Origin of the sequence: Nocardia sp. CNY236 (assembly GCF_000482385.1) — a bacterium.
Lineage (GTDB): Bacteria > Actinomycetota > Actinomycetes > Mycobacteriales > Mycobacteriaceae > Nocardia.
In genome coordinates this window covers 20,543-45,569 of the sequence record NZ_AXVD01000017.1, presented here as the reverse complement: position 1 = coordinate 45,569, position 25,027 = coordinate 20,543, and the positions used below count along the sequence as shown (strand labels likewise).

Annotated in this window: 24 protein-coding genes; 4 read left to right on the top strand and 20 right to left on the bottom strand. The window is 64.7% G+C overall.

The window, feature by feature from the left end:
* Position 1 precedes the first annotated feature (1 nt).
* From tatC to dop, 10 genes are all read right to left on the bottom strand, one after another.
* Positions 2-955 carry a twin-arginine translocase subunit TatC gene (gene tatC, locus K940_RS0112110; RefSeq protein ID WP_028477775.1) on the bottom strand — a complete coding sequence of 318 codons (954 nt, stop codon included), beginning with the start codon at positions 953-955 and terminating at the stop codon, positions 2-4.
* Between the two features lie 160 nt (positions 956-1,115).
* Positions 1,116-1,379 carry a Sec-independent protein translocase subunit TatA gene (tatA, locus tag K940_RS0112105; protein ID WP_028477774.1) on the bottom strand — a complete coding sequence of 88 codons (264 nt, stop codon included), beginning with the start codon at positions 1,377-1,379 and terminating at the stop codon, positions 1,116-1,118.
* Between the two features lie 64 nt (positions 1,380-1,443).
* The gene (locus K940_RS0112100) at positions 1,444-2,493 is read right to left on the bottom strand and encodes a 2-dehydropantoate 2-reductase (RefSeq protein ID WP_028477773.1); all 1,050 of its coding nucleotides are present in this window, start codon (positions 2,491-2,493) and stop codon (positions 1,444-1,446) included.
* A 131-nt stretch (positions 2,494-2,624) separates the two neighbouring features.
* On the bottom strand, positions 2,625-3,623 hold the full coding sequence (locus tag K940_RS0112095) for a YafY family protein (protein WP_028477772.1): 999 nt from the start codon (positions 3,621-3,623) through the stop codon (positions 2,625-2,627).
* 37 nt (positions 3,624-3,660) lie between these two features.
* Positions 3,661-4,656, bottom strand: coding sequence for a YafY family protein (locus K940_RS0112090; RefSeq protein WP_028477771.1), 996 nt, complete (start codon positions 4,654-4,656; stop codon positions 3,661-3,663).
* A 130-nt stretch (positions 4,657-4,786) separates the two neighbouring features.
* Complete coding sequence (gene pafA, locus K940_RS0112085) at positions 4,787-6,145, bottom strand: Pup--protein ligase (protein WP_028477770.1); 1,359 nt, start codon at positions 6,143-6,145, stop codon at positions 4,787-4,789.
* 214 nt (positions 6,146-6,359) lie between these two features.
* Entirely contained in the window at positions 6,360-7,160 is an 801-nt protein-coding gene (prcA, locus tag K940_RS0112080) for a proteasome subunit alpha (RefSeq protein ID WP_028477769.1), read from the bottom strand.
* 2 nt (positions 7,161-7,162) lie between these two features.
* A complete protein-coding gene (gene prcB / locus K940_RS0112075) occupies positions 7,163-8,026 on the bottom strand; it encodes a proteasome subunit beta (RefSeq protein ID WP_036528376.1) in 864 nt (287 codons plus the stop codon).
* Positions 8,002-8,196, bottom strand: a complete 195-nt coding sequence (locus tag K940_RS0112070) for a ubiquitin-like protein Pup (protein ID WP_028477767.1) — start codon at positions 8,194-8,196, stop codon at positions 8,002-8,004. The genes prcB and K940_RS0112070 overlap by 25 nt, the downstream gene beginning before the upstream one ends.
* A 210-nt stretch (positions 8,197-8,406) precedes the next feature.
* On the bottom strand, positions 8,407-9,906 hold the full coding sequence (gene dop / locus K940_RS0112065) for a depupylase/deamidase Dop (protein ID WP_028477766.1): 1,500 nt from the start codon (positions 9,904-9,906) through the stop codon (positions 8,407-8,409).
* A 162-nt stretch (positions 9,907-10,068) separates the two neighbouring features.
* Here dop and K940_RS0112060 point away from each other — a divergent pair, with 162 nt between their 5' ends.
* Positions 10,069-11,280, top strand: coding sequence for a DUF418 domain-containing protein (locus tag K940_RS0112060; protein ID WP_081706325.1), 1,212 nt, complete (start codon positions 10,069-10,071; stop codon positions 11,278-11,280).
* Between the two features lie 57 nt (positions 11,281-11,337).
* Here K940_RS0112060 and K940_RS0112055 read toward each other — a convergent pair whose 3' ends face one another.
* The 3 genes from K940_RS0112055 to K940_RS33565 all read right to left on the bottom strand — a co-directional run bounded on the left by K940_RS0112055 (position 11,338) and on the right by K940_RS33565 (position 13,176).
* Positions 11,338-11,718, bottom strand: coding sequence for a nitroreductase family deazaflavin-dependent oxidoreductase (locus K940_RS0112055; RefSeq protein WP_028477764.1), 381 nt, complete (start codon positions 11,716-11,718; stop codon positions 11,338-11,340).
* A 102-nt stretch (positions 11,719-11,820) separates the two neighbouring features.
* Positions 11,821-12,999, bottom strand: a complete 1,179-nt coding sequence (locus K940_RS0112050) for a cation:proton antiporter (protein WP_028477763.1) — start codon at positions 12,997-12,999, stop codon at positions 11,821-11,823.
* A gap of 6 nt (positions 13,000-13,005) precedes the next feature.
* Positions 13,006-13,176 carry a hypothetical protein gene (locus K940_RS33565; protein WP_231390346.1) on the bottom strand — a complete coding sequence of 57 codons (171 nt, stop codon included), beginning with the start codon at positions 13,174-13,176 and terminating at the stop codon, positions 13,006-13,008.
* A gap of 239 nt (positions 13,177-13,415) precedes the next feature.
* Between K940_RS33565 and K940_RS0112040 the strand changes: the two genes are divergently transcribed.
* On the top strand, positions 13,416-15,548 hold the full coding sequence (locus K940_RS0112040; RefSeq protein WP_369797501.1) for an acyltransferase family protein: 2,133 nt from the start codon (positions 13,416-13,418) through the stop codon (positions 15,546-15,548).
* A gap of 55 nt (positions 15,549-15,603) precedes the next feature.
* Here K940_RS0112040 and arc read toward each other — a convergent pair whose 3' ends face one another.
* The gene (arc, locus tag K940_RS0112035) at positions 15,604-17,364 is read right to left on the bottom strand and encodes a proteasome ATPase (RefSeq protein WP_028477761.1); all 1,761 of its coding nucleotides are present in this window, start codon (positions 17,362-17,364) and stop codon (positions 15,604-15,606) included.
* A 179-nt stretch (positions 17,365-17,543) separates the two neighbouring features.
* On the opposite strand from arc, the gene K940_RS0112030 reads away from it, so the two are divergent.
* Positions 17,544-18,119 carry a hypothetical protein gene (locus tag K940_RS0112030; protein WP_028477760.1) on the top strand — a complete coding sequence of 192 codons (576 nt, stop codon included), beginning with the start codon at positions 17,544-17,546 and terminating at the stop codon, positions 18,117-18,119.
* 128 nt (positions 18,120-18,247) lie between these two features.
* Here K940_RS0112030 and K940_RS0112025 read toward each other — a convergent pair whose 3' ends face one another.
* Positions 18,248-19,081, bottom strand: coding sequence for a tRNA (adenine-N1)-methyltransferase (locus tag K940_RS0112025; RefSeq protein ID WP_028477759.1), 834 nt, complete (start codon positions 19,079-19,081; stop codon positions 18,248-18,250).
* Positions 19,082-19,155: 74 nt separating this feature from the next.
* On the opposite strand from K940_RS0112025, the gene K940_RS27965 reads away from it, so the two are divergent.
* Positions 19,156-20,058, top strand: coding sequence for a RecB family exonuclease (locus tag K940_RS27965; RefSeq protein WP_051407115.1), 903 nt, complete (start codon positions 19,156-19,158; stop codon positions 20,056-20,058).
* A 60-nt stretch (positions 20,059-20,118) separates the two neighbouring features.
* Here the strand turns inward: K940_RS27965 and hisG are convergent, their stop codons facing one another.
* The 5 genes from hisG to K940_RS0111995 form a co-directional block, all read right to left on the bottom strand.
* A complete protein-coding gene (gene hisG, locus K940_RS0112015; protein ID WP_028477758.1) occupies positions 20,119-20,970 on the bottom strand; it encodes an ATP phosphoribosyltransferase in 852 nt (283 codons plus the stop codon).
* Between the two features lie 41 nt (positions 20,971-21,011).
* The gene (locus K940_RS0112010; protein ID WP_196812182.1) at positions 21,012-21,293 is read right to left on the bottom strand and encodes a phosphoribosyl-ATP diphosphatase; all 282 of its coding nucleotides are present in this window, start codon (positions 21,291-21,293) and stop codon (positions 21,012-21,014) included.
* A gap of 105 nt (positions 21,294-21,398) precedes the next feature.
* Complete coding sequence (locus tag K940_RS0112005) at positions 21,399-23,213, bottom strand: choline/carnitine O-acyltransferase (RefSeq protein ID WP_028477756.1); 1,815 nt, start codon at positions 23,211-23,213, stop codon at positions 21,399-21,401.
* On the bottom strand, positions 23,210-24,115 hold the full coding sequence (locus K940_RS27960; protein WP_231390345.1) for a class I SAM-dependent methyltransferase: 906 nt from the start codon (positions 24,113-24,115) through the stop codon (positions 23,210-23,212). Before K940_RS27960 ends, K940_RS0112005 begins: the two co-directional genes overlap by 4 nt.
* A gap of 5 nt (positions 24,116-24,120) precedes the next feature.
* A complete protein-coding gene (locus K940_RS0111995; protein ID WP_028477755.1) occupies positions 24,121-24,984 on the bottom strand; it encodes a hypothetical protein in 864 nt (287 codons plus the stop codon).
* Positions 24,985-25,027: the final 43 nt, after the last annotated feature.

Genomic DNA, 25,027 nt, shown 5'->3' with positions numbered 1-25,027 from the left:
GTCAGAGCGTATCGGAGTAGTCCGACGCGGGTCGCGCGGATTTGTCTCGCGGCATCGTGATCGCATCGGCAGCGCCGACCGATGCAGGTTCGTCCAACTCGGCGGCTTCGTCGTCGGACAGCGCCGCGTCGTGCGCGCGTTCGGCGCGCGCACGACGGCGATCGTTGATCCGGGAGGCTTGAACGGCTATCTCGAACAACACAGTCAGTGCCCCCGCCAATGCCAACATGGAGAACGGGTCCTGGGGAGTCACGATCGCGGCGAAGACGAACAGCCCGAACACGATTCCTCGGCGCCACGCTTTGAGCCGCTGGTAGCTCAGCACCCCCACCAGATTCAGTCCGACGATCAGCAGCGGAGTTTCGAAGCTGACCCCGAAAATGATCAGCAGCCGAATGATGAAACTGAAATACTGGGTACCGCTCAGCGCGGTGATCTGCACATTGTCACCAATGGTCAGCAGGAAGCTCAACGCGTGCGCGATGACGACGTAGGCCAGTACCGCACCGGCGACGAACAGCGCCGTGCCCGAACACACGAAGCCGACCGCATATTTGCGCTCCTTGCGGTAGAGCCCCGGCGTGATGAATGCCCACAATTGATACAGCCAGATCGGCGCCGCGAGTACCACACCGGCAGTCATGCCGACCTTCAGCCGCAAGGTGAACTGCTCGAACGGGGCGGTGGCCAGCAGGCGGCATTGACCGTCGGTGCTCAGTGCCGCACGCGCCGCTGGAGGCAGCGAGCAGTACGGCCCCCGAAGGATCTCACCGAGGCTGTCGATGCCGAGGAACGAATGCGCGTACCAGAGGAATCCCAGCACGGTCGTGGCAACCACCGCCGCCATGGACACCAGTAGGCGATAGCGCAGCTCCCGCAGATGCTCGACCAACGACATGGTGCCGTCGGGGTTGTTTCTGCGCTTGCTGCGCCGGGGATCGAACGGGATTCGCATGTGGTGTTCGCCTCTGGGTTGACGTGCCTCGCTCAACTCGGCCGCACCTCGTCCAACCGGGCCGCAGACCTACCCGGAGTGAGAGCAGACCTAGGCCCGAAGTGAGAGCAGCCCTACACCTGGAGTGAGATCGGCTCACTCCAGTGCGAGCGGATTCCGCTCAGACCGACTTCGGCTCGGTGCGAGATTCGGAAGCAGGCGCTGCCGGCTGTGCGGCAGGCAAGGGCGAAGCGGGCTGCTGAGCCGAGGGGCCGGAGCCGGAGTCGGACGCACTGCTTTCGCTCTGCATCTGGGTGACCTCGCTTTTGAAGATGCGCAACGAACGGCCCAGGCTGCGAGCCGCGTCGGGCATCCGCTTCGCACCGAAGAACATCACGAAAACCACCGCAATGATCAGCCAGTGCCAGATGCTCATACTGCCCATGATCTACCTCCCAAGCCTCGGATGTCTTGATGCTACCGGACCGTGAAGTGCGCGAATGCCGCCGTCACCGCCCGTTCACCCGGCCTCCGGCCGAGCCGCCCGACGCCGCAGCACGCAACTGATCCAGCAGTTCGACGCCCGACCAGTGGCGCCGATCACCGCGTTCGGCCGCGACAATCAATTCGATCAATCGCTGATTCACCGGCGTCGGCATCCCCACCATGGCGCCGAGTTCGACGATTTCACCGCACAACCATGCGATTTCGGTGGTTCGTCCCAAGTCCAGATCCTCGGCCATGGACGTGCGTGCCATCGGATCGATGGCGAACACCCTGCCGGACAATCGACGAAACAGAGCGTCGGGGCTGCCCAACATCGTTGCGATCAGTCGAGGCGGAAGGGCGGTCAGTCGAGCCGGACGAATTCGCGCTCTGTTCATCACAGTGAGCGCTTCGCGCTGAGCCAGCGCGAAGCATCGACGATAGTTGCGATCACCGAGCTCCTCGCGCAGCGAACGTCCGGACAGCGCGTTGACCGGGTTGTTGAGATTGATCAGCAGCTTCGCCCATTGCATGGGCCGCAGATCTCGGTAGCGGCGCAGCCTGAGCCCCGCCCGCTCGAATACATCCAGATAGGGCGCAAGCCCCGGGTCCTCCTGCACCGCGAGGCCGCCTGCGGTGCCGCGGTGGAAGTGGCCGCCGGGGTAGTGCGCGACATTGAACAGCACGATGCCGGCCAGTACCACACAGCGCGGCAGGTTTTCTCGGATCACCGAGTCGTTGCCGATCCCGTTTTGCAGACTCAGCACGACGGTGCCCGGCTGAATGACGCTGGCGAATTCTCGGACCGCGGTCGCAGTCGCCGCCGCCTTCACCGTCACGAGCACGATGTCGATCGGGCCGATATCGGCCGGCTCGGCGGCGAGGCGGACCTGGTCGGCGGCGAGGACATCGTCACCCCCGTCGAGATCGCTGAGTCGCAGCCCCGAAGCGGCAAGCTCGTCGAGCACCCACCGCCTACCTGCCAGGGTGACGTCTGCGCCGGCCACCCCGAGCTTTCCGCCGACGAAACTGCCGACACTGCCTGCCCCGAGAACCAGCACGCGCACACTCACCGCGCAGTCCTCCACCGCTGGCGGCGGGTCCGCAGCGGAATACGCGCGGTATCGGGGCGTCTACCGCGCATCGAGCCTCCCACGCGGCGCAACCGGTAAGTCGGTCCCCCGACCCACCGTTGCGTCGTCCATCATCGCTCCTCCAGATACCCTGCTCGCTCGTACACCGCCAAAGCGGCGTTCGACCGATCGCGCACCGCGGCGACCAGTCCCTCCGGACCGAGAACGGTGACGCCGGGACCGAAGCCCAGCACCAAGCGCGCCATCCAGTCCAATGTGGCAAACCGCATGGTCGCCTCCAGCGTGCCATCCGGATGAACCGCGACCCGGTGCATGGGGTACTGGTCGAGCACCCAGGCATGGTCGGGGTGGATACGCAGGCGCGCCACGGGGACGGCGGGATCGTCCTGGAACAGATCCAGTCCTGCCATCGTTTCGGTCGCGTGCTCCGGCGGTTGGGAGGCCTCGGCCAACTCGGTTGCGGCCTCGATCCGATCGAAACGGAACAACCGCACGCCCTCGGCCTGTCTGCACCAAGCTTGTAGGTAGCTGTTGTCGTCGACCAAGACGATACGAATCGGGTCGGCCCTGCGCTCGGACACGACGTCACGGCTGGCGGAGTAATACACCAGATCGACCGCCCGACCGCGCGCCAGCGCCGCGCGGACTGTGGCAACTGCGGGCGCCTCTGCGGGCGGCGTGCGTGACTGACCGCTCGCTGCCGGCTCGGATCCGCCGCCGGAGGCCGATTCGATCTTTGCGATAGCCGATTCGATCTTTGCGATCGCGGCATGCGCAGCGGTCGGATCGACCATACCGGGCATATCCGCGATCGAGCGCAGCGCGACCAACAGTGCGGTCGCCTCGGTGGAGGTCAACCGGAGTGGTCGTTCGATCCCGGCGGAGAAGGTGACTTCGATACTTTCCTCGGAAAACGACAGGTCGATCAGATCGCCGGGACCGTAGCCGGGCAAACCGCACATCCACAACTGGTTGAGATCGATCATCAGCTGTCGAGTGGTCACCCCGAGATCCGCCGCCGCCGCGGCCGCGCCGATGCCGGGGTGGGCGATGAAATACGGAATCATGTTCAGCAGCCGCGACAAACGCACCGACAATCGTGAGCTCACCATGTCACCCCACCGGTTGCCACCCCGCGCCGCCGCCTCATGCCCGCACCTCCGTGTGGCCTACCACCGACCGCAGCCGGGCGATGACATCGGCCCTGAGATCCTCGGGCGCGAGCACCACCGCATCGGGACCCAGACTCGTGACCAACCCGGCCAGCCAACCATGAGATCGAATCGGAAGTTCGATGACAGCGCCGTCACGTCCATCGACGGTGCGCACACCGGTCACCCGACCGAGCCTGCGAAGCTCACGCCCACGCCCGGCGGCAACCCAGACGGTCGCACTGCCGCTGACCGGCGCAGTGCTGGTAACCCGAGCCACAATCGCTCGCAGGTCGACACCCTCGGGCTTGCGGACCGCACTTGCCGGGCCATGGGGGGTCACGTGTTCACCCATCCGAGACAGCCGGAAGCAACGCACTGCATCCCGGTCGCGGTCGTGCCCGACCAGATACCAGCGTCCGCAACGAGTCACCACTCCCCACGGTTCGACATCGCGCATCAGATAGGGCGCGTTGTTCGCGCCGCGATGCTCGAATCGGACTGCCCGACCCTCATCGATCGCAACGAGCAACTTGCCCAGAACCGGCTCCGACCCGCGAGTATGGGCAGGTACAGCGGGCACCGATGCCACTGCGGCGTCGGTCTCCACATGGATGCCGGCAGCGCGTAGTTTGAGCAGCGCGCCTTCGGCAGCAGCGGCCAGTTCGGGCGACTCCCACATCTGCACCGCAACCGCAACCGCGGCAGCTTCCTCGTCGGTCAAGTCGATATCGGGCAGTTCGTAGGCATCGCGATTGATCCGGTAGCCCTCGATCGTCGAATACCGCCCCACTGGTCCCACTTCCAGCGGAATGCCCAAATCACGCAACTCGCTCTTGTCCCGCTCGAACATCCGGCTGAACGCCTCGTCACTTGCGGATTCCTCATATCCCGCGACGCTGTCCCGGATCCGCTCCGCAGTGAGGAACTGCCGGGTCGACAGCAGCGCAATGACCAGATTCATCAGCCGCTCGACCTTGGATATCGCCACCCGATAGAGGGTAATCCGCTCGGCAACCCAGGCGCGCGCCGGCGCACCGTTCGACATCATCGAACAGGTGATCGATGTGCCGGTGCGCGCCGCAGTACCGGCCCACACCGGCGGATATCCGCCCCCGATTTCACATGGAGGCGATCAGCCGATCCACCCGTTCGTCGACCGAGCGGAACGGATCTTTGCACAACACGGTGCGCTGCGCTTGATCGTTCAGCTTCAGGTGCACCCAGTCCACAGTGAAGTCCCGCCCGGCTTCCTGAGCAGCGGTAATGAAATCACCACGCAATTTCGCCCTGGTGGTCTGCGGTGGCGTGTTCACTGCGGTGTCCACAGCCTCGTCTTCGGTGACCCGCTTGGCCAAGCCCTTCCGTTGCAACAGGTCGAATACGCCCCGTCCACGCTTGATGTCGTGGTAGGCCAGGTCCAGTTGCGCAATCTTCGGATCGGACAATTCGATGCCGTAGCGGTCCTGATAACGCTGGAACACCTTGCGTTTGATCACCCAATCGATCTCGGTGTCGACCTTCGCGAAATCCTGCGCCTCGACGGCATCGAGAGTGCGTCCCCAGAGGTCGACCACCTGGTCGACCTGCGGATTGCGGTCCCGGTTGCGCAGATGCTCCACCGCCCGGGCGTAATACTCTCGCTGGATGTCCAGAGCACTGGCCTGCCGACCGCCTGCGAGACGCACGGGGCGACGCCCGGTCAGATCGTGACTCACCTCGCGAATTGCCCGAATCGGGTTGTCCAGAGCGAAGTCGCGAAAGCCGACGCCCGCCTCGATCATCTCCAGCACCAGAGCCGCGGTGCCAACCTTGAGCATCGTGGTGGTTTCGGACATGTTCGAGTCGCCCACGATCACGTGCAAACGGCGGTACTTCTCGGCATCGGCATGCGGCTCGTCTCGGGTATTGATGATCGGCCGTGACCGGGTCGTCGCAGACGAGACGCCCTCCCAGATGTGCTCGGCGCGCTGCGACAAGCAATAGGTCGCCGCCTTCGGTGTCTGCAACACCTTGCCCGCGCCACAGATCAACTGGCGAGTCACCAGGAACGGCAGCAATACATCCGAGATCCGGGAAAACTCGCCAGCGCGGACGACCAGGAAGTTCTCGTGGCAGCCATAGGAGTTGCCCGCGGAGTCGGTGTTGTTCTTGAACAGGTAGATGTCGCCGCCGATACCCTCTTCGGCGAGCCGCTGCTCGGCGTCGATCAGCAACTCCTCCAGCACCCGCTCACCCGCGCGATCATGAGTGACCAACTGCGCGAGGTTGTCGCACTCCGCGGTCGCATATTCCGGGTGCGACCCGACATCGAGATAGAGCCGGGCACCGTTGCGGAGGAACACGTTCGAGCTACGCCCCCAGGACACCACCCGGCGGAACAAATACCGGGCCACCTCGTCGGGGGAGAGTCGACGGTGACCATGGAAGGTGCACGTCACACCGAACTCGGTCTCGATCCCCATAATTCGTCGCTGCACACTATCGACATTACAGCCATGTCATGGCCGTGCGGAGCGACCGCGCAACCCAGATGCATACGCCTTGGCAACGATTTGGCCCGGCGTGCCGGAATTCACCTGACCGAAACCAACCGGTCTGCCCTTCGGCTCGTCTCCGGGCAGCACAAAGCGGTCTGCGAACTGCCCGGTTCGCAGACCGCTGGGATCGTGAATACCCGGCCTACACGGAGTGCTACTGCGCCGACGTACCGTTGCCTGCCGAAGGCTCCTCGTCGCTCGAGTCGGATGCCTCCTTCGTTACCACCGAAGCGTCCACGGTCTGCGGCGAAGCCAGCAGCCGCTCCAACGCGGACCGGGTCACTCGGCGGAACGCCCGACGCGGACGCGCCTGCTCCAAGGTAGCGACCTCGAGCGATGTGACACCGAGGGCACGCTTGTCCTTGTCCGCACCCTCGGGCAGCCCCGCCTGCAAGGCGCGTACTGCGACCCCTACCGTGGAAGCCAGATCCGAGCCCGGCTGGTAGGACGCCTTCAACGCGGTGACGATCGGCTCCGTCGTCCCACCCATCACCACGAACTCGCGTTCGTCCACGATCGAGCCGTCGAAGGTGATGCGGTAGAGCACCGACTGCGCGGCTTGTTCCGGGTATCCCACCTCCGCCACGCAGATCTCCACCTCGTAGGGCTTGAGCTGGTCGGTGAAGATTGCCCCGAGCGTCTGCGCGTACGCGTTGGCCAGCGCACGACCGGTGACATCACGGCGGTCGTACTGATATCCACGGATATCGGCCTGCAGGATGCCGTTCCGACGCAGGTTCTCGAACTCGTTGTACTTGCCCACCGCGGCGAACCCCACCCGGTCGTAGAGCTCGCTGACCTTGTGCAGAGTCGCGGAGGGATTCTCTGCGACGAACACCACTCCCTTGTCGTAGGTCAGCACGACCACGCTGCGCCCTCGAGCAATGCCCTTGCGGGCGAGCTCGGTCTTGTCGCGCATGATCTGCTCGGCCGACGCGTAGTACGGCAACGTCATGATCAGGCGCTCCCTTCCTCGGCGGCCTCGCGGTCGGAGACGATCTCGCGAGTGAGTTCGGCCAGTAGCGGCTCGGTCACCTCTATCGCACCCTCGTCATCGATGACGATCGCCGTCGGGAAGATGCCGCGGACCAGATCCGGACCCCCCGTCGCGGTATCGTCGTCGGCCGCGTCGAACAGCGACTCGACGGCGATCCGGAGTGCGCGCTGCTGATCGATTCCCTTGGTGTACAACTTCTTCAGCGCCGATTTCGCGAACATCGAACCCGAACCGACCGCGGCGTAGCCGAAACGCTCGTCACTGCGTCCGCCCGCCGCATCGAACGAGACGATGCGACCCGCCTTGTCCGGATCGGTGGCTTCCAAGTCGTAGCCGACGAGAATCGGCACCACAGCCAACCCTTGCAACGCGGCGGGCAGGTTCTCCCGCACCATCTTCGACAACTTGTTCGCCTTGCCGTCGAATGTCAGCGGCACACCTTCGAGCTTCTCGTAGTGCTCCAGTTCCACCGCGAAAATCCGCACCATCTCCACCGCCATACCCACGACGCCCGCAATCCCGGCCGCGGAGTAGCTGTCGGTGATGTAGACCTTCTCGGTGTCCCGGCTGGCCAACAGATTTCCTTGAGTGGCCCGCCGATCGCCGGCGATCAAGACGCCGCCTCGGTAGCTCACCGCGACGATCGTGGTGCCGTGCGGCGCGATGTCCTGCGCGGCGGTGCCGGCGGCACCGTGACCGAACCTGGTAGTCGGCAACAGGTCCGGAGCATGCCTGCGCAGGTATTCGGAAAACGACGACAGGGAATACCCGAGCTGACGACTCGAGAGGTCACCGACTGTCACTGGCCACCTTTCTGCACGTATGCGCGGACGAAGTCCTCGGCGTTCTCCTCGAGCACATCATCGATCTCGTCGAGCAGGTCGTCGGTCTCCTCCGCCAGTTTCTCGCGGCGCTCCTGGCCGGCGGCATCCACACCGTCCGAACCCTCGTCCTCGTCGCCACCCCCGGCGCGCTTGGTCTGCTCTTGTGCCATGGCAGCCGACCTCCTCTGTCCTCATCATGACCGGAACCCATCGTGAGCACGGCTCCGATCATGAGCAGTGTCCGTGCTCGTCTTTCAACACTACCTACCAGCACCGACAGTGTGCCTATTTTGCCGCTGGGCCGTAGTAGATCAGCAACCCGCTCCATCACCGACAACCTCCGAGCAACGACGACCGCGGGGTCATGGAGCGGCCCTCGCTCAGGTGGTGAGCTGCTCCACGAGGTCCGCGGCAGTGTCGACGCCGTCGAGCAGCGTGCCGACATGAGCCTTGGTACCGCGGCGCGGCTCCAGGGTCGGTATGCGCACCAGAGAGTCGCCCCCCAGATCGAAGATCACCGAGTCCCAGCTGGCCGCGGCGATATCGGCGCCGAAACGCCGCAGACACTCGCCGCGGAAGTAGGCGCGCGTGTCGGTGGGCGGATTGGTCATCGCCTCGAGGACTTGTTGCTCGGTGATCAACCGCTTCATCGAGCCTCGAGCAACCAACCGGTTGTAGAGCCCTTTGTCCAATCGCACATCCGAGTACTGCAAGTCCATCAGGTGCAGCTTGGGCGCCGCCCAACCGAGTCCCTCTCGGTTGCGCATGCCCTCCAGCAAACGCAACTTGGCCGGCCAGTCCAACAGGTTCGCGCACTCCATCGGATCTCGCTCGAGCAGGTCGAGAACCGTGGCCCAGTTCTCGATGATGTCGTGGACGCGCCGACTGTCGTTGCCGCTGCGGTCGACGAACTTGATCACCCGGTCCAGATAGACGCGTTGCAATGCGAGTCCGGTGAGTTCGCGACCGTCTGCCAGCGCGACAGTTGCCCGCAGTGTCGGGTCGTGACTGATTGCGTGGACCGCGGTGACCGGGCGGGCCAGTTGCAGATCCGACAAGTCTTCGCCGGCCTCGATCAGGTCCAGGACCAAGGCGGTCGTACCGACTTTCAAGTAGGTCGACATCTCGGCCAGGTTGGCGTCACCGATGATCACATGCAGTCTGCGGTACTTGTCGGCATCGGCGTGCGGTTCGTCGCGGGTATTGATGATGCCGCGCTTGAGGGTGGTCTCCAACCCCACTTCGACCTCGATGTAGTCCGACCGCTGGGACAGCTGGAAGCCCGCATGGTCGCCGGACTGTCCGACTCCGACCCGACCGGACCCACAGACCACTTGGCGCGACACGAAGAACGGCGTGAGCCCGACGATGATCTGATTGAACGGCGTCTCCCGGCTCATCAGATAGTTCTCGTGGGTGCCGTAGGAGGCGCCTTTGCCGTCGACGTTGTTCTTGTACAGCTGCAGGCGCGGTGCTCCCGGCACGCTCGACGCGTGACGGGCAGCCGCCTCCATGACTCGTTCGCCGGCCTTGTCCCAGATGACCGCGTCCAGCGGATCGGTGACCTCGGGCGCGGAGTATTCGGGGTGGGCGTGGTCGACGTAGAGTCGCGCGCCATTGGTGAGGATCATATTGGCCGCGCCGACCTCGTCGGCATCGATCACCGGAGCGGGTCCGTTGATCCGACTCAGGTCGAATCCACGGGCATCGCGCAGCGGCGATTCCACCTCGTAGTCCCAGCGGGTGCGCTTTGCGCGCGGCACGCCCTCGGCGGCGGCATAGGCCAAGACGGCTTGGGTGGAGGTGAGGATCGGGTTGGCCGACGGCTCGGTGGGGGTCGAGATGCCGTATTCGACCTCGATTCCGATGATGCGCTGCATGCTGTCGAGCGTAAGCGACGCACCCAGCCGAAGCCGGCGCGACCGGCGGGAGGGGATGTCGTGCCCGTGTCGTCCTCCGCAGGACACGGTCGGGCACAGATCTGGGCGCCAACCGCGTCGGGCGCAGATCTGCGCCACAATCAGGCGATGTACGCTCACCGCATGTCCGAATCGGGCTCCGATCGATGCACGCGGATCGCGCCACCCCACCAGCCCACGGTGCCGCCGGCACACGCGCCGACCCGGCTCGTCGCGCTGGACGTGCTGCGCGGCATCGCGATCCTCGGCACACTCGGCACCAACATCTGGATTCTGACCAACCCGCAGGGCCTGGTCGGCTACCTGAACGAACTGGGTCGGTCGACCGGCGAGTGGATGTGGACCGAGCGGGTGCTCCAACAGCTGTGCCAAGGCAAATTCCTCGGGCTGCTCACCATCATGTTCGGCATCGGCCTGGCAATCCAGCAACAGTCGGCGATCAGGGCCGGGCGGCGATGGCCCGGCACGTACCCGTGGCGCGCGGGACTGCTGTTCCTCGACGGACTACTGAACTTCCTGTTCATCGCCGAGTTCGACGTACTGATGGGCTATGCAGTGACCGGCCTCGTCGTCGCCTTCGTGCTGGCTACCGGCGAGCGGACGCAGCGCCGCTGGCTGATCGGAGCCGCGGGTGTGCACGTGGCTCTGCTGACACTCATCGCTCTCGCCACGGCCTTTGCGCCGCAACAAAGTCCGGTCTCGCATTCGCTGCTGCACCCGAATCCTTATGCAGACGGTTCGTTCTGGGATCTCGTGGTGTTCCGCCTCGACAATGTGGGTCTGTTCCGGTTCGAGCCGATTTTCGTGTTCGCGATGTCGGTCGCGCTCTTTCTGCTCGGCACTCGGCTGTTTCGCGCGGGTGTATTCCACCCGGATGGCGGACGCATCCGCAGACAGCTGATGATCGTCGGGTTCGGCGTCGCTGCGCCCATCGATCTACTCGTCGGTACCGCGGGCGGCGGTGACCTCGTCATATGTATGCGCTACGGCAGTGCTCCCTTCGTCGCCTTCGGTATTCTGGCGGCGGTCGCCGAGTGGTATGTGCGGCGCCCACATGTGGGATTTCTCGGGCGCAGACTCACCGAAATCGGCCGCACTGCGCTCAGTTGCTACATCCTGCAGAACCTGGTGGCATCGATCTTGTGCTACGGCTGGGGCTTCGGACTCGCAGCCCGTGTCTCGCCGGGCGATCGCGTCCCGTTCACCATCGGTGTGTATCTCCTGGTAGCGCTGCTCATCGCCTGCGGCGCGCACCTGTGGTTGCGCCGGTTCGAACGGGGACCGGTCGAGTGGCTGTGGAACGTCGGCTATCGGGTCCTGGCCCGAGAGCGATGACACCCAGCGCCCCAATGTGCAGATTTCTACTCCTCTTCGGCACCGCCGGCCGTGGACTCAGTCCACCGGGCGAGAGTCGAGGTAGTAGTCGGCCGAAATCGCGCGCAATACCTGTCGGACGCCCAACGGCGCCCAATCCATGGACGGGTCGCACCGAATCACCGGCTCCGTCAATTCCACGACGCGTCCCCGGGTCTCCAGCGCGAAATCACCAGCCGCGCGAATATTTTTGACCCAGTCGACATTTCGACCGTAGGTCAGCGCGATGCGGTATCCCGCGTTTCGCTCGAAGACCACAACCGGAGTCCGGTAGGCACGCCCGGACTTGCGCCCCTTGTGCAATACGATGCCGAATCCCGGTACTCGGCCCGCGACCACACTGGCTGCCGGGTTGGTGATGTAGCGGTTGATATTTGCCAAGGCCTGCGGAAATACCATGAGCGACAATCCTTCCGGTGCGTTCGGTATTCACCCCACTTTCCCTCGAATTCCGCTCTGCCGCATCTCGACTCGCCGGACGCATCGAAACCGGACGTCGATTCAGAACACACCGACGCGACGGCGCAATGCGAAGGTGAGAATCGGCTCGACGAACCGACTGGCGACCGGACCCAGAACTGCCATCAGCAGAACGTAGGTAGTCGCCAAAGCGGCGAACTCCGGCTCCGCGCCGGACGACACGGCCAAGCCCGCAATGACTATCGAAAACTCGCCATGCGCCACGAGCGCCGTGCCGGCGCGCGCCCTACCGTAACGACCGGCGCCGGCCCGCTTCGCCGCCCACCATCCGGTGACGACCTTGGTCACCGTCGTGACCACTGCCAGCATGCACGCCCAGCCCAGCACCGGCGGAATGCTCGCTGGATCGGTGCTCAGACCGAACAGCACGAAGAACAGCGCCGCGAACAGGTCGCGCAGCGGTTCCAAGAGCTTGGTGGCATTGCGTGCGGTCGAATCGGAAATCGCAATGCCGAGCAAGAACGCACCGACCGCCGCGGACACCTGCACCGCGGAGGCGATTCCAGCCACCAGCAGCGCCGAGCCGAGCAGCTTCAACAGGAAGATCTCTCGGTCCTCGCTGTCGACGATCGCCGACACGAACCGGCCATAGCGCAGTGCAACCACCATGACGATCGTCACTGCAGCCAGCGCGATACTCAGCGTCTTCAACCCGGCAACGAAGCCGACGCCGGCGAGCACCGCGGTGAGAACCGGAAGATATCCGGCCATCACCAGATCCTCGAACACCAGGATGGACAGCACCACCGGCGTTTCACGGTTGCCGAGCCTGCCCAGATCGTTGAGCACCTTCGCGACGATTCCCGAGGACGAGATATAGGTGACGCCGGCCATGGCGATAGCGCCTTCGAAACCCCAGCCGAGCGCAAGCGCGACCAAAGCACCCGGAGTGGCATTGAGCACAATGTCCATCAGGCCGGCCGCACGAGAGCGGCGCATGCCGGTGACCAGTTCCGAGGCGCTGTATTCCAGTCCCAGCAGCAGCAGGAGCAGGACGACGCCGATCTCGCTGGCGAGGTGAATGAAATCCGAGACCTGCCGCAACTCGAGCACGCCGCCGGTGCCGAACACCAACCCGCCGACCAAGTAGAGCGGGATCGGCGACATGCCGATGCGCGCGGCGATCCTGCCGAGCAGACCGAGGCCGAAGAACACCGCACCCAACTGGATCAATGCGAGCGCGGTCTCGTGTTCTACCATCGCCGATCAGCCGTCCAGCACAATCGTGGCGGCCGCCGCCCGACCCTCGGCGGCGCCGACGCCGGCGAGCACATCGCCGGCAGTATGATCGATCACGCCGCAGCAGCGCGGTGCATTGGTCAACGGAAAATGCTTACATACACCGATACCCGGCAGGGGTGTCACCTCGACGTTCACGCCACCACCCTATCGGCCATGGACCGCACCCCCGTCGGCGTGCACCCGAATTGTCCGCATCGCCGGGGTTTGCGTCACACCCACGTCGTGACCGAACCGTGCTGGGTGGGTAGTCGCGAGTCCGGCCGCGGTGGACCGCGTACCGTCGCCCGTGGTAAGAGAGATGACGTGTCCTGTACATGTACCCGCCACGCGGCCGTCACGTCCGGCTGCCTCCGCGACGACGCCGTGCGCGCACGGTGACCGCCACCCGTGTGGTGAGTCGGTTCATCCGGTTGGGCTCAGCGACCACAGCAGGTGTGCCGCGCACGGGCACCAGCAACGAGCCCGCACCCCAGAGCGGGGGGTACCGACACGATCTGGACGGCCTGCGCGGAGTCGCGATCGCATTGGTCGTGGTGTTCCACATCTGGTTCGGTCGGGTCTCCGGTGGTGTGGACATCTTCTTGGTACTGTCCGGATTCTTCTTCACCGGCTCGCTGCTGCGCGGCGCCGAGTCCACCGGCACGATACGAATCGGGCACACCGCGCGTCGCCTCGCCCGCCGGCTGCTGCCCGCCCTGGTCACGGTGTTGGCTGCGGTGGTCATCGCAACTGTTCTGATCCGCCCGCCCACCCAGTGGGGCGAAATCTCGGCACAGACACTGGCATCGTTGTTGTACTACCAGAACTGGTATCTGGCGCTGTCATGGTCGGACTACCTTGCCGCCGACCCAGCCGTCAGCCCACTGCAGCACCTGTGGTCGATGGCGGTACAGATGCAGTTCTATCTGGTCATACTGTCGACCGTCTCCTCGGCAGTGTGGCTGTGCCAACGTTTCATCCGCCCCGACGCGCTGCGGCCCGCGTTGCTGGTCGTCCTCGCCGCCACCGCGGCAGCCTCGTTCCTCTATGCCCTCCACGGCACCACGACCCACCAGGGCTGGAACTATTACGACAGTTTCGCCCGAGCCTGGGAATTGTTGGCCGGAGCACTGCTCGCGCTGGTCGCGCCTCGGTTGGCACCATCCCGAGCCCTGCGGACGGTGGCGGCCGTGTTCGGAGCCGCCGCGGTACTTCTGTGCGGTTGGCTGATCGACGGCGCGGCACTGTTTCCCGGGCCGGCGGCGCTGTTTCCAGTGAGCGCCGCGCTGGCGCTGATCGTGGCTGGAAGCAACCTTCCCGCTGCCGAGCAGCCGCTGCCCAACCGCCTGCTCGGCTCTTCCGGCGCCATTCGACTCGGTGAGTTGGCCTATGCCCTCTACCTGTGGCATTGGCCGATCCTGATTTTCGTACTCGCGCAAACCGGAAGCACAACCATCGGACTCGGTGGCGGACTCGCGATCATCGCCGCGTCACTGGTTCTCGCCCGCCTCACCAATACGTTCATCGAACAGCCGCTGCGGATGCGAACGACGCGGCCCCTGGACCGAGCACCGAAGAGCGACGCTCGCGTCGGCCAGGTCGTGGCGGTGCTGGGCGTCGCAGTACTCACCGTGTCGGTTGGCGCCCAGGTCGTGACCACGATCAATCCGCCACGCGCGGTGGCCTCCCTCGACCCGCTTCGGTACCCCGGCGCGGAGGCCTTGATCAGCGGTGCGAACGTGCCTCCCGCAGAGATGCGTCCGACGGTCTTCGAAGCGCCCGCAGACCGCGCCTACCCGGCAATCGACGGGTGCATCGCGGATTGGGATACCCGGGAGGTCGTTACCTGTATATACGGGGACGCGAGCGCGGACCGCACGATTGCGGTCGTGGGCAGCTCTCACGCCGAACACTGGGTACCCGCGCTCGATGTACTGGCCCGGACACATGGTTTCCGCATCGTGGTCTACCTGAAGATGGGTTGCCCACTGACCGTGGCAGCGGAGCCGATGTACAAAGGCCAACCCATACCGGACTGCCGGGATTGGTCCGCAGAGGTGATCGACCGTTTGGGCGTGGACCAACCGGAGTGGGTGTTCACGACCGCGACCCGTCCACGAGCCGATAAGGGCGACGAAACGCCAGCCGACTACCTCGACGTCTGGTCACAACTGGCCGAGCGCGGGCTCGATGTTCTCGCCATGCGCGACACTCCGTGGCTACGCCGGGACGGTGTGCGTTACAAAGCGATCGACTGCCTCGCCGAGCAGGGGGGCGACCGAATCACCTGCGGAATGCCCCGAGCGGCAGCGCTGAGCGAGGTCAACCCCGCGTTGGAGTCCGCTGCCGCCTTCCCCAATGTCTTTCCGCTGGACATGTCCGATGCCGTATGCGAATCGGATGTCTGCGCGGTCACCGAAGGCAATATCCTGATCTACTTCGACGAACATCACCTCACCGCCAGCTACTCACGATCACTGGCCCCCGAGCTCGGCAGACGGTTGTCGCCGATCGTCGGCTGGTGGTGAAGCAGTTGGCCCGCACGACGCTTGCACAGCCGTGCGGGCCAACCGTCTGCGAGATTCAGAGATACTGACCAGTGTTCGACTCGGTGTCGATCGCACGGCTGGCGCTGGCATTCTTGCCGGTGACCAACGTACGAATGTAGACGATCCGCTCACCCTTCTTACCTGAGATCCGCGCCCAGTCGTCGGGGTTCGTGGTGTTGGGTAGGTCTTCGTTCTCGGAGAACTCGTCCACGATCGAATCGTAGAGATGCTGGATACGCAGACCAGGGTTTCCGGTGTCGAGCACCGCCTTGATGGCGTACTTCTTGGAACGGTCCACGATGTTCTGGATCATCGCACCGGAGTTGAAATCCTTGAAGTACAAGACCTCCTTGTCGCCATTGGCGTAGGTGACCTCGAGGAACCGATTGTCCTCGCTCTCTGCATACATCCGGTCGACGACCCGCTCGATCATCGCGCTGATGCACAGCCCCTTGTCGCCACCGAACTCTGCCAGGTCGTCGTCGTGCAGCGGCAACCCCTCGGTGAGGTACTTCGAGAAGATGTCCTGCGCCGATTCTGCGTCCGGACGCTCGATCTTGATCTTCACATCGAGACGACCCGGTCGCAGGATGGCCGGATCGATCATGTCCTCACGGTTGGAGGCGCCGATCACGATCACGTTCTCCAAGCCTTCGACGCCGTCGATCTCCGACAACAGCTGGGGCACCACCGTGGTCTCCACGTCCGACGAGACACCGGAGCCTCGCGTGCGGAAGATAGAATCCATCTCGTCGAAGAACACGATCACTGGAGTGCCTTCCGAGGCCTTCTCCCGCGCCCGTTGGAAAATGATCCGAATGTGTCGTTCGGTCTCGCCGACGAACTTGTTCAGCAGTTCGGGACCCTTGATATTGAGGAAGAACGACTTGGCCTCCTTGGCGTCCTCGCCGCGCGCCTCCGCGATCTTCTTGGCCAGCGAGTTGGCCACTGCCTTGGCGATCAGCGTCTTACCGCAACCGGGCGGGCCGTAGAGCAGTACCCCCTTGGGCGGGCGCAGTGCGTACTCCCGAAACAAGTCCTTGTGCAGAAACGGGAGCTCCACTGCGTCGCGGATCTGCTCGATCTGCCTACCGAGACCGCCGATATCGCCGTAGTCGACATCCGGGACTTCTTCGAGCACGAGATCTTCGACCTCGGCCTTGGGAATACGCTCGAATGCGAACCCGGCCTTCGTGTCCACTAGAAGCGAATCGCCCGGGCGCAATTTGCGAACCGGGGAATCCGGGTCGTCCAGATCGTCGGCCTCGGCGACCTTACCCAGTGGGCCGGCCAGCCACACCACACGCTCTTCGTCGGCGTGTCCGACGACGAGAGCCCGGCGTCCGTCATCCAAGATTTCCCGCAAGGTGCCGATCTCACCGACGGAGTCGAAATACCCCGCCTCGACGACGGTGAGCGCTTCGTTGAGACGGACGGTCTGGCCGTACTCCAGCGTCGAGGTCTCGATATTCGGTGAACATGTCAACCGCATCTTGCGTCCCGACGTGAACACGTCGACCGTCTGATCGTCGTACACCCCGATCAGGATGCCGTATCCACTCGGTGGCTGGCCCAGGCGATCGACCTCTTCACGTAACGCCACAAGCTGCTGGCGGGCTTCCTTCAGCGTATCCAGCAGCTTCGTGTTGCGAATCGTCAGCGAATCGATACGGGCTTCCAACTCACGCGACCGATCCGGCGAGTCGGCGAGTTGCCTTCGGAGTGCAGCCGCCTCGGCGCGTACCGCCTCGAGCTCTCTCCAGGCCGCCGAATCCGAATTCTCGATGGGGCTCATGTGCTGCTCCTCCCAGTCCCGGTCTATCAACGCTACCGGGCGCGACTCGTTCTCGCTTTCCGACATGGTTTCGTCGTGATCACATCTGGGCCGCGACCGGCGGCCGAATATCCATGTTAGCCTGCCCTAACCTGCCGTGCGCGAGCTCGCTCGCCACCCGAGCTGAAAGGTTGCTGACCATGCTCCCTGCTGCCCGACATCTGCGCATCCCCCTTGCCGCTGCCGCGGCAATGCTGGCTGTTTCCTGTGGGTTGGCGGCATGCGGATCCGACGAGGACTCCGCCGCTTCGACGCAGACGTCGGCCGTCGTAGTTTCGGGTGCCGACTCCGCCGAGAACACCCACCACCCCGCTGACGGTACCCACAGCCACGACGCGGAGGATACCCACGGCCACGACGACCAGGCTACCGATGCGCCCGATGCGCCCACTGCCGGTACGCTGCGGGCGACATTGGCACGGCTCGCAGATCCGGCCGTGCCCACGGCCGACAAGGCGGCAGCGATCGTCGACGGCGAGCAGCGCACCGAGAACATCGATCGGATGAACGCCGGACTCCAGGGCTATCCGCTGACCTTCACCGTCGCCGAGGTCGCCGTCCACGGCCTTGTCGCGACCGCGCAGGTGACCATCGAATCCCCCCACGGCGTAGCACCGGCGATCCCCTTGACCTGGCAAAACATCGACGACACCTGGAAACTGTCGAACGAGAGCGGCTGCCAACTACTCGGTCTCGCACAAGCACCCTGCACCTGAGGGCTTCCCTGCACCTGAGGGCTTCCCTGCACCTGAAGGCTACAGAGCACCGTCCTTCGCTCAGCCGCTCGAAGGTCGACCCGATCGAGCCCAGCCCGCTCGAGGCCTACCGCTCGAACCCAGCCCGCTCAGCCCTTCGAGGGCCGGCGCTGCGGTTTGGGCGCGACGGTTCCCTCGGCGAGCTTGCGAGCGCTGACCAGAAAGGCCGTGTGCCCCTGCATCCGATGTTCGGGGCGCACGGCAAGGCCGACCACATGCCACGGCCGCACCAGCGACTCCCACGAGCGAGGTTCGGTCCAACACGCCTGTTCGCGTAAGGCCTCGACGATTTTCGACAGTTGCGTGACCGTGGCCACGTAGACGACGAGTACGCCTCCTGCGACGAGAGCTGTGGACACCGTGGGCAACACGTCCCACGGCGCAAGCATGTCGAGCACCACCCGGTCCACCGGTTCGCCAGCGTAGCCGCCGACGTCGCCAATCGTCAGCGACCAGTTAGCTGGTAATTCACCAAAGAAGGTCTCGACATTGCGCACCGCATGCTCGGCATGGTCTGCGCGGATTTCGTAGGACGCCACCTGCCCCTGCGGACCGACTGCTCGAAGCAACGAGCAGGTCAGCGCCCCGGAACCCGCACCCGCTTCCAGTACCCGCGCCCCCGGGAACACGTCGCCCTCGTGCACAATTTGCGCGGCGTCCTTCGGATAGATCACCGCGGCGCCGCGCGGCATCGACAGAACGTAGTCGGTCAACAGCGGGCGAAGAGCCAGATACGGTGTGCCGTTGGTGGAATGCACCACGCTTCCCTCGTCCACGCCGATCAGCCGGTCGTGCAGAATACCGCCGCGATGGGTGTGGAACTCGTGGCCCGACTGCAGGACCACCGTATACCGGCGCCCCTTGGCGTCGGTGAGCTGCACCCGGTCGCCGATGGTGAATGGCCCTGTCCGTCCGGCCGTCATGAATCTCCGTTCCGCGCTTCGACTACTCGATAGGGAGCACCAGCGTGTCGGTGCCGCCGGATAGCCTGCCAGGTATGCGCTCCACTGCCCGCACGCCCCCTGTCGACGACCGGTCCGGCTCCGAATTCCGTACCACGCTCACCGGTGGCCGGCCGACATTGTCGCCGTCACGGGCAATGGACTTCAAACAGTGTCCGTTGAAATACCGGCTCCGGGCGATCGACCGAATTGCGGAGACACCCTCACTACAGGCGGTACGCGGGACGCTGGTGCACGCTGTGCTCGAAGACCTCTTCGGGCTTCCAGCAGCCGAACGTCTGCCCGAGAGAGCGGACACGTTGGCTGCCTCGGCGTGGAGTCGGGTGCGTGGTGAGCGCCCCGAGGTCGTCGAGTCGCTCACCGACCAACGGCTCGAGGTGTTCCTCGACGAAGCACGCGCGCTGGTGCGCCGTTACTACCGCCTGGAGGATCCGACCCGATTCGATCCGGAATCGTGTGAGGCTCGAGTAGAGGTCGAACTCGATGACGGCGTGCCGCTGCTGGGCATCATCGACCGGATCGACGTGGCAGCAACCGGCGCGCTGCGCGTGGTCGACTACAAGACCGGCCGTGCGCCAGGGCCCACTCGCGAGACCCAAGCGCTGTTCCAATTGAAGTTCTATGCCCTGATGGTGCTGCGCACTCGCGGGCGGGTGCCCGCCCAACTGCGCCTGATCTATCTCGCCGACGCGCAGATTCTCACCTACACCCCGCAGGAGCAGGAGTTGCTGCGCTTCGAGCGCACGTTGTCGGCACTGTGGGCGGCCATCGAGGAGGCCGGTCGCAGCGGAGACTTCCAGCCGAATTCGACGCGACTGTGCTCCTACTGCGACTATCAGCCACTGTGCCCGGAATTCGGCGGCACGCCACCGCCCTACCCCGGTTGGCCAACCGGCGACCCCACTGCGCGCAGCACTGCCGCGACCCGGCTGCAGTAGCCCGGGCGACCCGGCATGCTCGCCATGGATGCCCGGGTCCCGGCCCCGGAGACCCGGGGTTCAGAACGCGCGGCAGGTGCGGATGTCGGTGGCGAGGATCGCCTTCGCGCCCAGATCGGCCAGCTTGTCCATCAGCTCGTTGCTCTGTGCGCGAGGTACGAGCGCCCGCACGGCGACCCACCCGCGCTCGGCCAGCGGCGCCACCGTCGGAGACTCCAAACCCGGGGTCACGGCATACGCTGCATCGAGGAGGCCTTCGGGGCAGTCGTAGTCCAGCATCACATATTGCTGGGCGAACACTACGCCCTGGATGCGGGCGACGAGTTGATTGCGGGCCCGATCGCGCTGGTCGGCGTCCTCGCGTTCGAGAAGCACCCCTTCGGACTCGCACAGCGAGTCGCCGAAGGCAACGAGGTTGTGCTGGCGCAGGGTACGTCCGGAGCCGACGACATCGGCGATGGCATCGGCGACTCCGAGCTGAATCGAGATCTCCACCGCACCGTCGAGGCGGATCACCTCGGCCTCGATGCCACGGCGCGCCAGATCACTCAGAACCAAATTCGGATAGGACGTCGCAATGCGCTTGTCGTGGAGATCTTGGACCGTCCATTCCCGTCCTGCCGGAGCTGCATAGCGAAACGTGGACCGTCCGAAACCGAGGGCGAGCCGCTCCCGCACCGGAGCACCGGAATCCGCCGCCAGATCTCGACCGGTGATGCCGAGATCGAGCTCTCCGGAACCGACGTAGATGGCGATGTCCTTGGGGCGTAGGAAGAAGAACTCGACCTGATTCATCGGATCGAGGACGGTCAGGTCCCGTAAATCTGTGCGCTTACGATACCCGGCCTCTGCCAGGATCGAGACAGCAGATTCGGACAGGGCGCCTTTGTTGGGGACTGCGACGCGCAGCATGAAAGTCCTTTCGAGAGGAGAAGCCGAGAAGCGGACGGCCGTCACAGATGTCGGTACACGTCTTCGAGCTTCAGCCCACGCCCCACCATCAGCACCTGAACCCAATACAACAGCTGGGAGATTTCTTCGGCGAGCGATTCGTCGCTCTCGTGTTCGGCGGCCAGCCACACTTCGCCGGCCTCTTCTAGCACCTTCTTTCCCTGGCTGTGCACTCCGGCATCCAATGCGGCAACGGTCGTCGACCCCGCGGGACGGTCGATGGCGCGATCCTGCAGCTCAGCGAACAAGGCTTCGAAGCTCTTCACGGGAGACCATTGTTTCAGACCCCGACGCCGGGCACATGCGGCGGCCCATGAGATCGCAAGGCCACCCGAGCCGGTGGTCCGGGCCGGGTGGCCATAGCGATCCAGCCTTCGGCCAGCAGCGACCTAGCTTTCGGCGAGTAGCGCCGCCAGCTCCGCTACCACGGTACGCAGCTGGTCGGCGAAAGCGTACATCTGGTCGGCGACCGCCGTCGGCGTGGCCAGATAGAGGTTCCATCGGTCCGGTAGCAAAACGTAGGCGACCCCGATGCACCGGGGACTGGTCGAACCGAAGCCGAAGTACCGGATATTCACCGAAGGCGCCGAACTGGTGCTCAGATAGTCGTCGCGCATGACGGTCCAGCCAGGGCTGTCATAGAGCGCTATCGCGTCGGTCGTCCCCAGTTCCGTGCCCCGTCGACGCTGAATCCACTGCAGCTCCCACAAGTGCTGCTCGGGAGCCTCGCCGGCCTGGCACTGTTTGGCCCGACGTACGTGCGCGGCCGCCGCCGACCGAGCCGCGGCGCGCTTGGTCGGAACGTCGGCATCCGGATCCTGCATGACATCGACGAAGGCGACCATCTCGGGCGTCACCACTCGCATGGCCTCGGTGCGTCCGTTGCGGTATTGCCGGGTCGCGATGGATTCGTACGTCGCGCCGATGTGTCCCTTGCTGCGCCGATGCGCCAGCTGGTAGCTCAGCTGCGCGAACGCGTCCGGCGATATGCCCAGCTGCTTCGCGCGGGTGGTACCGAAGTCCGGGAAAGACACCGTCTGGGTGGCGTTCTCCGCGGCGTACCGGGCGAAGGCTGCGCCAGCCGCAGCGATATCGCCACGATGCGTTGCGTCGAGAATGAACTCGATCGGCTCGACGGCGGGCAATCCCTGGGCTTGGGCCTCGGAACCGGCAGCATGGTCGAGTATCGACTTCTCCAACAGAGCATCGATGAAGGACAGCACAGTGGTGCCGTCCAACCCGCAGTGTTCGATGTTGATCCCGGCTTGGCCGTCGGCGAAAACGATGAACGACACCGATTTGTCGAACCAGCGGTTCGCGCTGTCACCATGCAACAGCTGATCACAAGCGTGCAATTCGTCGGTGGGCGCGAAATCCTCGAGGCAGACCACGAACAACGCCGTTTCGATGGTCTCCAGTGCCTCGGCGTTCGTCGGCTCCGCCATGAGGCTGCGCCGGCTGGCCGCCCACTCGGCGCGGGCCTTGGTCGTGAGATGCCCGACGGTGGTGTCGGCACGAGCCGGGCGCGCACCGGCCTTCTGTACCGCGCGCAGCCCGTCTGCGAGGTCCTCGGGCGCGTACGGCGCCCCATCCGGACCGATCACGTCCATCCGAAACATACCGCCACGGAAGAACACCACGATATGCCGAGCCTCGGAGTGGCCCGGCCAGTCGGCGCTGTAGGGGACCCGCACCGTGTCCTGGTCCGTCCCGGGAATCCTGGTCTCGGAGAACAGGTATTTGTTCTGCCACATCGACAGCCGCTGTCCGCGCTGCACCACTGGCTGGACGGCTTCCTCGTCGAGAGCCAGCTTGTAGTCGACCGCGGCTCCGATGAGACCAGCAGCTCGATCCACCTGAGTCGCTGCGGTAGAAGCCGCCAACCGAGTGTCGTCACCGAACAGGAACACGAAGTTCGCATTCAGCGCAATCCGATCCCGCCTGCCCAGGTATCGTGACGGCCAGAACAGGTCCAACCAGCTGCCCACGCCAGGCGTCGCGTCGTATTCGGCGAGCGCTTCGTGCAGAATCTGGCCTGGTCCGCCGGGGCGCACCATATCATCGACGGCGGTGCGCGTAGCCGCACGCTCATCGGCGGTCAACAGCGGATCGCACCACTCCAAAAACCGGGCACAGCTGTCCTCCAACGTGGGTAAAGGCACTCTGGGCAGGCGGTCGTCGGCGGCGAAGGTGCGGTCGGTCAATGCGTATCCTCGGTGTCGGTGTCGGTGTGGTGGTACGGCTCGGCATGCGGGTAGGGCACGGGCCTGGAAACATACAAGTTGGCGTACAGCCACCCCCGGTCTTCGCGACCGGTGGCGTCGACTCCGATGTCGGACAAGGTGTTGAGCACGTGCGCCTGTTCGGCCTCGGAAGCAAATCTACGTTGTTCGTACAACCCGGGCGCCTGCTCGGTGTGATACCCGAGCGCAGTGAGTTCCGCCGCAATCGGAGAAAAATCGAACATGCGCAACACGAAGTGTGCCATCCATGGCCGCTTGCGCGGGTGTGCCGTGGCAGCGCGAGTCACGGTCTTCTCGGTGACGTAGCCGATACAGCCGGTGGAGACGATGAGGTCGGCGCTGGCCAACAGGGCGCGCTGCTCGTCGGACGGCTCGCTGGCCTCCAAGTCGACGTGCACCACATCGTGCAGAAATCCGGCCTCGTAGGCGTAGTCGAGCGCAGGCCTCGCGGCGTCCATCCCGAGGAAACGGACATCTGTCGACCCGCTGGGCAGGGACGCGAGCCTCGCTCGGTCCCGCTGAATGAGCTCGACCCGGTCGGAGTCGGGCGCTGCGGCATAGTGCTCGGCCAGGTCGCGGATTGTCGTGTCGAGGCGCAGCAGCGCTGCGTTCACCCCGTAGGAACAGCCGATGTCCAGCACAGTTGGCGTTGCAATCCGTGCAGAGGCGCGATATTCCCTAATCTGCTGTTGGAAGATCGGCTTCGCAAGTTCTGGAATGCAGTAGTCCAAATCGAACATACGTTCGTAGTAAGCGCGCGGATCCGGTCGGTCGTAGATATCGTCGAAAGACGCTTTCCCGGTGGTGTTCAACGGCACTGGCACTGTCGGTCCTCTCGGGTCGAGCATGGTCAGTCGAGCCATTCGGCTCAGTCGAGTAGTCGATCACCCCGGACGGCGTCGGCCGCGGCAACAACGTGGTCTTCGAGCACTCGCCCGAACAACTGCCGAGTGCGCTCCACGGTGCCGATAATGCCAGGACGATCCGTGTAGGCGAAGATGGCCGTATGGCGCTGACGCGCGCCGCCGACCGGCGAAACACGGTGCAAGGAGAAGCGACCACGAAACAATTGCAGGTCGCCCGGACGCAACTCGAGCCGCCGAACGAAGCGTCTGCCGGAACCGGTCAGCACCGCACGGACGTCGTCGAAATGCTCGTCCTCGGGCGTTCGGATATTGGGGCAGTATTCGAAGATTCCGCCTACCTCTGCAGGCTGAGTCAGCATCGACACCGTGAACTCGTTGGTATCGAAATGCCACGGGTGCGACGAACCCGACGCAACGACATTGAGACACAACCCTGCGAGCGGATCGGCGAACTCGTGCAATTCGGCCAAGCCGAAGCACTGAGCGACGAATGCCTGGAACAGGCCGTCGACGTAGAGCTGGTGGATCAGCGCATCGGTCGGGATGCGGTCGCGTGGCACGAAGGCGTTGCCACGCATGAGGACGATCCGGCCTGGATGATTCTGTGGCAGCGCGGTGTCCAGGGGAATGTTGTAGGCATTGACCTGCTCGACTTCGTGGTGCGCGTGCGGAGCCATCTGTTCACCCTGGACCCGCAGAGTCTCGGCAAGTTCGGGCCGAACGAAACCCCGCAGGACGGTGCAGCCGCTGTCGGTCAGCTCCGAACGGGCCCGGCTCACCGCTGCGCGCACCTCGGGACCGCTCGGGTCCGCCAGTGGATACCGCACGGTGTCGACGATCTCGTCGAGTACGCCCATCGTTGCCATAGCGTTATTTTGGTGCAGCCCTTGGCGACACGCCCGAGATTCG

Excerpts from the sequence above, each read along its gene's own strand:
- K940_RS0112070 (WP_028477767.1), bottom strand. The coding sequence starts at position 8,196 with ATGGCACAAGAGCAGACCAAGCGCGCCGGGGGTGGCGACGAGGACGAG.
- K940_RS0111995 (WP_028477755.1), bottom strand. The coding sequence starts at position 24,984 with ATGGCAACGATGGGCGTACTCGACGAGATCGTCGACACCGTGCGGTAT.
- tatC (WP_028477775.1), bottom strand. The coding sequence starts at position 955 with ATGCGAATCCCGTTCGATCCCCGGCGCAGCAAGCGCAGAAACAACCCC.
- K940_RS0112060 (WP_081706325.1), top strand. The coding sequence starts at position 10,069 with ATGTCCGAATCGGGCTCCGATCGATGCACGCGGATCGCGCCACCCCAC.
- hisG (WP_028477758.1), bottom strand. The coding sequence starts at position 20,970 with ATGCTGCGCGTCGCAGTCCCCAACAAAGGCGCCCTGTCCGAATCTGCT.
- K940_RS27965 (WP_051407115.1), top strand. The coding sequence starts at position 19,156 with ATGCGCTCCACTGCCCGCACGCCCCCTGTCGACGACCGGTCCGGCTCC.
- dop (WP_028477766.1), bottom strand. The coding sequence starts at position 9,906 with ATGCAGCGCATCATCGGAATCGAGGTCGAATACGGCATCTCGACCCCC.
- arc (WP_028477761.1), bottom strand. The coding sequence starts at position 17,364 with ATGAGCCCCATCGAGAATTCGGATTCGGCGGCCTGGAGAGAGCTCGAG.
- K940_RS0112030 (WP_028477760.1), top strand. The coding sequence starts at position 17,544 with ATGCTCCCTGCTGCCCGACATCTGCGCATCCCCCTTGCCGCTGCCGCG.
- K940_RS0112050 (WP_028477763.1), bottom strand. The coding sequence starts at position 12,999 with ATGGTAGAACACGAGACCGCGCTCGCATTGATCCAGTTGGGTGCGGTG.
- tatA (WP_028477774.1), bottom strand. The coding sequence starts at position 1,379 with ATGGGCAGTATGAGCATCTGGCACTGGCTGATCATTGCGGTGGTTTTC.
- K940_RS0112025 (WP_028477759.1), bottom strand. The coding sequence starts at position 19,081 with ATGACGGCCGGACGGACAGGGCCATTCACCATCGGCGACCGGGTGCAG.
- K940_RS0112055 (WP_028477764.1), bottom strand. The coding sequence starts at position 11,718 with ATGGTATTTCCGCAGGCCTTGGCAAATATCAACCGCTACATCACCAAC.
- K940_RS27960 (WP_231390345.1), bottom strand. The coding sequence starts at position 24,115 with ATGGCTCGACTGACCATGCTCGACCCGAGAGGACCGACAGTGCCAGTG.
- prcA (WP_028477769.1), bottom strand. The coding sequence starts at position 7,160 with ATGACGTTGCCGTACTACGCGTCGGCCGAGCAGATCATGCGCGACAAG.